The organism is Pseudomonas sp. R62, assembly GCF_000257605.1.
In the GTDB taxonomy this organism is placed as follows: domain Bacteria; phylum Pseudomonadota; class Gammaproteobacteria; order Pseudomonadales; family Pseudomonadaceae; genus Aquipseudomonas; species Aquipseudomonas atacamensis.
Genome location: NZ_JH635999.1, coordinates 1498621 through 1504052, shown reverse-complemented (window position 1 = coordinate 1504052; position 5432 = coordinate 1498621). Strand labels below are relative to the sequence as shown.

Below are 5432 nucleotides of genomic sequence, written 5' to 3'. Positions count from 1 at the left end.
GACCGGTCGGGCCGCCGATGCCGGGGGCTTCGCTGGTGCCAGCGTCCGGGTCGGCATTGATGTACATACGCGGGATGGCGAAGCGTTTGCCCGCCAGGGCTTTGGCGTCTGCGGCCAGTTCGCTGTACGCAGCCGGGCGTACTTCGCTGACACGCGGGATCGGCACCCAAGGTTGCAAGCGCCACAGGTCGCCACGGGTATCGGTATCTTCGGCGACGACCACATCGAGCACTTCGAGCAGGTCGGCCATGGTCCGCGCGAACGGCACGACGACGTCCATGGTCGGGGTCAACGGCCAGTTGCCGCGCACCGAAATTACGCCGCGCGACGGGGTGTAGGCGCACAGGCCGTTGTTCGACGCAGGGCCACGGCCGCTGGACCAGGTTTCCTCCGCCAGGCCGAACGCAGCAAAACTCGCAGCGGTCGCGGTGCCGGCGCCGTTGGACGAGCCGGAGGCGAACGGTGCGGTGAGGTAAGCGGCGTTGTACGGGCTTTCAGCGCGGCCATAGACGCCGCGTTGCATGCCGCCATTGGCCATCGGCGGCATGTTGGTCTTGCCCAGGCAGATCGCCCCGGCAGCGCGCAGGCGCTCGATGGTGAAGGCGTCGCGATGGGCAACCAGATCGGCAAACGCCGGGCTGCCGGAAGCGGCGGTCAGGCCCTTGACCAGATAGCTGTCCTTGGCGGTGTAGGGAATGCCATCGAGCGGGCCGAGGGTTTCACCTTTGGCGCGGCGGGCATCGGAGGCGCGCGCTTCGTTCAGCGCTTCGGGGTTGCGCACGACGACGGCGTTGAGTGCCGTCGGGGTGTCGGCGCCATCGTAGGCATCAATGCGCGCCAGATAGGCCTGCACCAGTTCCACGGCAGTGGTCTGGCCGGATTCGAGGGCGGCGCGCAGTTGGGCGATGGAGACTTCGGTGACTTCGATCATCGGGTCACCTGTTGAGCGTGGATGTTCTGGGCAGGGGTTTTCATAGCGGTTCTCGTGGCACGGCTTGAAGCGACAAGGTCGGGACTGGCGCCTATTTAACACCATGTTTCCGTTTCCTGCAGTGAGGGGTTGCAAGTGCAACTGTGTGGCGGCTGACCCGCCGCTATCGCTGGCAAGCCAGCTCCCACAGGTTCTGTGTGAATCAATAAAATGCATTCAGGCACAAATGCCGCGCCCCACAGGAAGACCAGCCCAACATGTTCTAGGCTCAGCGCATCCCGAATGCTGCACCGCTCAGGAATGTTGCCATGGAAGATAAGCCGCTGATTGCCTTCAACAGTTCCAAAGCCTTGCTAGACGTACTGATCCGCGCCGGGTTGATCGCCACTCTGGTGCTGTTCTGCTACGACATTTTCCATCCGTTTCTCAATGTGATGCTGTGGGCGCTGATCCTCGCGGTCACGCTGTACCCGCTGAACCAGAAACTCGGCGCAAAACTCGGCAACCGTTACGGTTGGGCGGCGATTGTGCTGGTGTTGCTCGGCTTGGTCATCCTGATGGTGCCGCTGAGTCTGCTCGGCGCATCCGTGGCCGATTCGGTGAAGGTGGGCATGCAAACTGTGGAAGCGGGGCAGTTCGAGATTCCGCCGCCACCCGCCAATGTCGCCGACTGGCCGCTGATCGGCGCGCCGTTGTATGGCATCTGGATGCACGCTTCGCAGGATCTGAGCTGGGTATTCAAGGAACTGGCGCCGCACCTGACCAGTTGGGGCCGGGTGCTGTTGCATCAGGCCGCCGGCGTCGGCGCAGGCATCGTGGTGTTTGTCGTCGCGCTGATCGTCGCCGGACTGATCATGACCCACGGCGAACGCGGCCATCGCACAGCGGTGGCGATCACCACGCGGATTTCCGGCCCGGTGCGTGGCCCGCAGATCGCGCAACTGTGCACCTCGACCATTCGCGCGGTGGCGCAGGGTGTGGTCGGTATCGCTTTTATCCAGATGATCTTGATCGGTGTGGCACTGGTGATCATGGGCGTGCCCGCTGCCGGCGTGCTGGCGTTGATGGTGTTGCTGCTGGGCATCATGCAACTGCCGGTGCTGCTGGTTACCGTGCCGGTGGTGGTGTTTGTCTTTGCCCATGATGGCGTCGGCCCCGGCACGATCATCTTCGCCGTGTGGATGGTGATCGCCGGGCTCTCCGACAACGTGCTCAAGCCGATGTTGCTCGGCCGTGGCGTGGCCGTGCCGATGCCGGTGGTGCTGATCGGCGCGCTGGGCGGCATGGTCACCAGCGGCATCATCGGCCTGTTCACCGGGCCGGTAATCCTGGCGGTCGGTTATGAATTGTTCATCGGCTGGGTCTATCAGCCGGCCGACGTCAGCGAAGTGCTGGACGAAACCTCCCACGACAATCAGCCATAAGGAACGGCGCATGCGTAACAGGCTGATGGTGCTGGCGATGCTGCTGGCTGCAACACTGTGGTCCGGGCTCGGCCAGGCACTGGAAGACACCACGACAGCAACGGACGAAGCGGTAGAACTGAAGGTGGCCAACCGCAGCATCATGCTGTTTCGCGCAACCATTCTTGGCGAGGCGCCGGCCTCACGGGTCAAGCGGGCGAAGCGGGTGATCAGTGAAGCGCTGGAGGAAGACCCTGAGCTGAAAATCAGCACTGATTCGATCCAGAACAGTTACATGGTGCTGATCGGCAATACCCGTGCGTTCATCGTTGCACCGAAAGACGTCGACAGCCTGGCCTATTCCTCGGTGCAGGAAGCTGCCGAAGGCGCAGCGGAAAAACTGCGCCAGGTGGTCAACGAGACCCGTGAGGCGCGTAACGTGCAGATGATTGTGCGTTCGCTGGCGCTGGCGGCGGTGGCCACGCTGATCTATCTGGCGCTGCTGTGGTGCCTGTCATGGCTGCGCCACAAGTTGTTGGCGAAACTGCCGGCGCTGATGGATCGCCACACCAAGGCGCTGAAGGTCGGACGGGTGCAACTGATCGATTCGAATTTTCTCTACCCGTTGGTCAGCCGCTGTCTGTTGTTCCTGCGCTGGTTGCTGATCCTGCTGCTGTCCTACGAATGGCTGGGTTTTGTCCTGTCACGCTTCCCGTATACGCGGCCGTGGGGCGAAAGCCTCAACAACTATCTGGTGGAACTGGCCGGTTATCTGTTGCAGGGCATCGTCGATGCGATACCGGGGCTGGGCGTGGCGCTGGCGATTTTCTTTATCGCCCGGGGCGTGACCGCATTTACCCGACGCATCCTGCGCCGGATGGCCGCGCCGGGGACGTTCAGTTGGCTCAACCATGAGACCCTGCAACCGATGCAACGCCTGACCGCGCTGGCAGTCTGGCTGTTTGCGCTGGCGATGGCTTATCCCTATCTGCCCGGCGCCGGGACCGATGCGTTCAAAGGCTTGTCGGTGCTGATCGGCCTGATGATTTCCCTTGGCGCCACCAGCGTCGTCGGGCAAGCGGCGGCCGGATTGATCCTGACCTACACGCGGACTTTGCGCCCCGGCGAGTTTGTCAGGATCGGCGAGTACGAAGGCACCGTCACCGAGCTGGGCATGTTCACCACGCGGATTCGCACCGGCCTCGGTGAAGTGCTGACGCTGCCCAACTCGATGATCACCGGCACCGTGACCAAGAACTACTCGCGTACCGTGCAAGGTCCGGGCTACGTGGTCGACACGGTGGTGACCATCGGCTACGACACGCCATGGCGCCAGGTCGAAGCGATGTTGCTGGAGGCGGCCAAACGCACGCCGGGCGTGCTCGAAGACCCGCCGGCGCAGGTGTTCCAGACCGCGCTGTCGGACTTCTATCCCGAGTATCGCCTAGTGGCCCAGGCCATCCCCAGCCAGCCGCGCCCGCGTGCGGTGTTGCTGAGCATGCTCCACGCCAATATTCAGGACGTGTTCAATGAATACGGCGTGCAGATCATGTCGCCGCATTACCTGGGCGATCCGCAGCAGGAAAAACGCGTGCCGCCGGAGCAGTGGTTCACCGCACCGGCGCAGGCACCGAAGGATGAGTGATCCCTAGAAACGCCAGACCACGCCGCCGCCCAGCACATGCAGGGCGGCGTTTTTGTATTCGCCGGAGACCGAGCCGCCGGAGCGCGCTTTGGTCTGTTGCACGTCCATGTCGCCGAGGTAGATCAGCGTGTAGCTCATGTGCACGTCGACATCGTCCTGCAATGCATAGCTGACCCCGGTCGCCAGGCGCCACGCTTCGTTCATCGGGTTGTCGACGGTGCGATCCTTGTCGTCCACTGCCGAGGAGTCGTAACCGAGGCCGACGTTCCAGCGCAGTTTCGGGTTGATCTGGTGCTGCGCGCCGATCGAGGCATGCCAGGTGTCCTTGTATTGCCGCTGCGCCGTTCTGGCAGTCGAGCCCAGGTCGGTATCGACTTCCACGCCGACCTTGCCGAAATCGCTCCAGTCCTGCCAGCCGAGGCTGCCGAGCAACGTCCACTGCGGATCGAGCTGGTAGGACACGCTGGTGGTGACGGTCTGCGGCACGTTCATGTCGACGTTCAGCTGATCGGCGTCGAGACGGTTGAGCGCCAGACGCAGCAGCGGATTGGTGATTTTCTTCAGCTCGGGTTTGTCTTCGAATTTGAGCTTGATCTTGCTGGTCCAGGCCAGCCCGAGTCTGGTCCGCTCGTTGAGGTTGTAGAGCACGCCGACGTTGGCGCCCGTGCCCCAGTCGGTGTCCTTGTAACGCAACTGACCATCCTCGGCGTTGCCCAGACCGAGCACGTTATTGTTGACCGCCACTTCGGTGCGGAAGTAGCCAAGCATGAAGCGCGGGCCGAGGCCGACGGACAGGTCGTCGGTGATCTTGTAGGCATAGGTGGGCTGGAACGACACACCGATAATGGCCGACTCCTGAGCGAAATAGCGCCCGGCCCAGTCATCGTCGTAGTCCAGCGCCAGACCGAAATTGCCGTACATGCCGAAGCCGATCGAGGAGCGCTCATCGAGTTGATGGCTGATGAAGAAGCTGGAGCCGGGCAGGTACTTCAAGGCGTTGCCACCTTCGTTGCCGCCGAAGGTATTGGCGTTGTCGCGGGAGAAGCTGACGTCGCCGAGGATCAACTGCGCGTTGAAGTTGATCTGAGTGCCCGCCAGTTGGCTGATGCCCGCCGGGTTGGTCATCAGAATGCTCGGGTCGCTGGCCATGACCGCAGAGCCGGCGTTGGCCAGCCCGGTGCCTTCGTGGCCGGCCTCGTAAATCATGATGCCGCCGGCTTCGGCCTGGAGGCTGGCGAAGAGCAATCCGCCAGCGACCGAACTTTTCATCAGCTTGAACATGTGAACTCCTTGAATGGCATGCGATCCGGTTTCAAGGCTAGCTCAAGCTCGGCGCGGCGTCGGACCGATTGCCGACGCCGCACTGATCAATCGATGCGCGGATGCTGGAGCGCCAGTTCCTTGCGCTTGGCTTCCAGCGCGGCGATTTCGGCATCGATGTCTTCGATTTTCT

5 protein-coding genes are annotated in these 5432 nt (G+C 62.7%); 2 read left to right on the top strand and 3 right to left on the bottom strand.

The genetic code is table 11. From position 1 onward, the window contains the following. Positions 1-931 (bottom strand): amidase (locus tag OQK_RS24825; RefSeq protein WP_016774808.1); only part of this gene is annotated, 931 nt, incomplete at its 3' end. Between the two features lie 308 nt (positions 932-1239). Between OQK_RS24825 and OQK_RS24820 the strand changes: the two genes are divergently transcribed. Both OQK_RS24820 and OQK_RS24815 read left to right on the top strand, forming a co-directional pair. Continuing rightward, a complete protein-coding gene (locus OQK_RS24820) occupies positions 1240-2355 on the top strand; it encodes an AI-2E family transporter (protein ID WP_016774807.1) in 1116 nt (371 codons plus the stop codon). 10 nt (positions 2356-2365) lie between these two features. Beyond that, positions 2366-3979: a mechanosensitive ion channel family protein gene (locus tag OQK_RS24815; protein WP_016774806.1), complete on the top strand. Its 1614-nt coding sequence runs from the start codon at positions 2366-2368 to the stop codon at positions 3977-3979. Positions 3980-3982: 3 nt separating this feature from the next. On the opposite strand, the gene OQK_RS24810 is transcribed toward OQK_RS24815, so the two are convergent. Both OQK_RS24810 and OQK_RS32125 read right to left on the bottom strand, forming a co-directional pair. After that, positions 3983-5260 carry an OmpP1/FadL family transporter gene (locus OQK_RS24810; RefSeq protein ID WP_016774805.1) on the bottom strand — a complete coding sequence of 426 codons (1278 nt, stop codon included), beginning with the start codon at positions 5258-5260 and terminating at the stop codon, positions 3983-3985. Between the two features lie 86 nt (positions 5261-5346). Continuing rightward, positions 5347-5432, bottom strand: an 86-nt coding sequence (locus tag OQK_RS32125; protein ID WP_443216342.1) for a hypothetical protein, incomplete at its 5' end; no start/stop codon positions are given.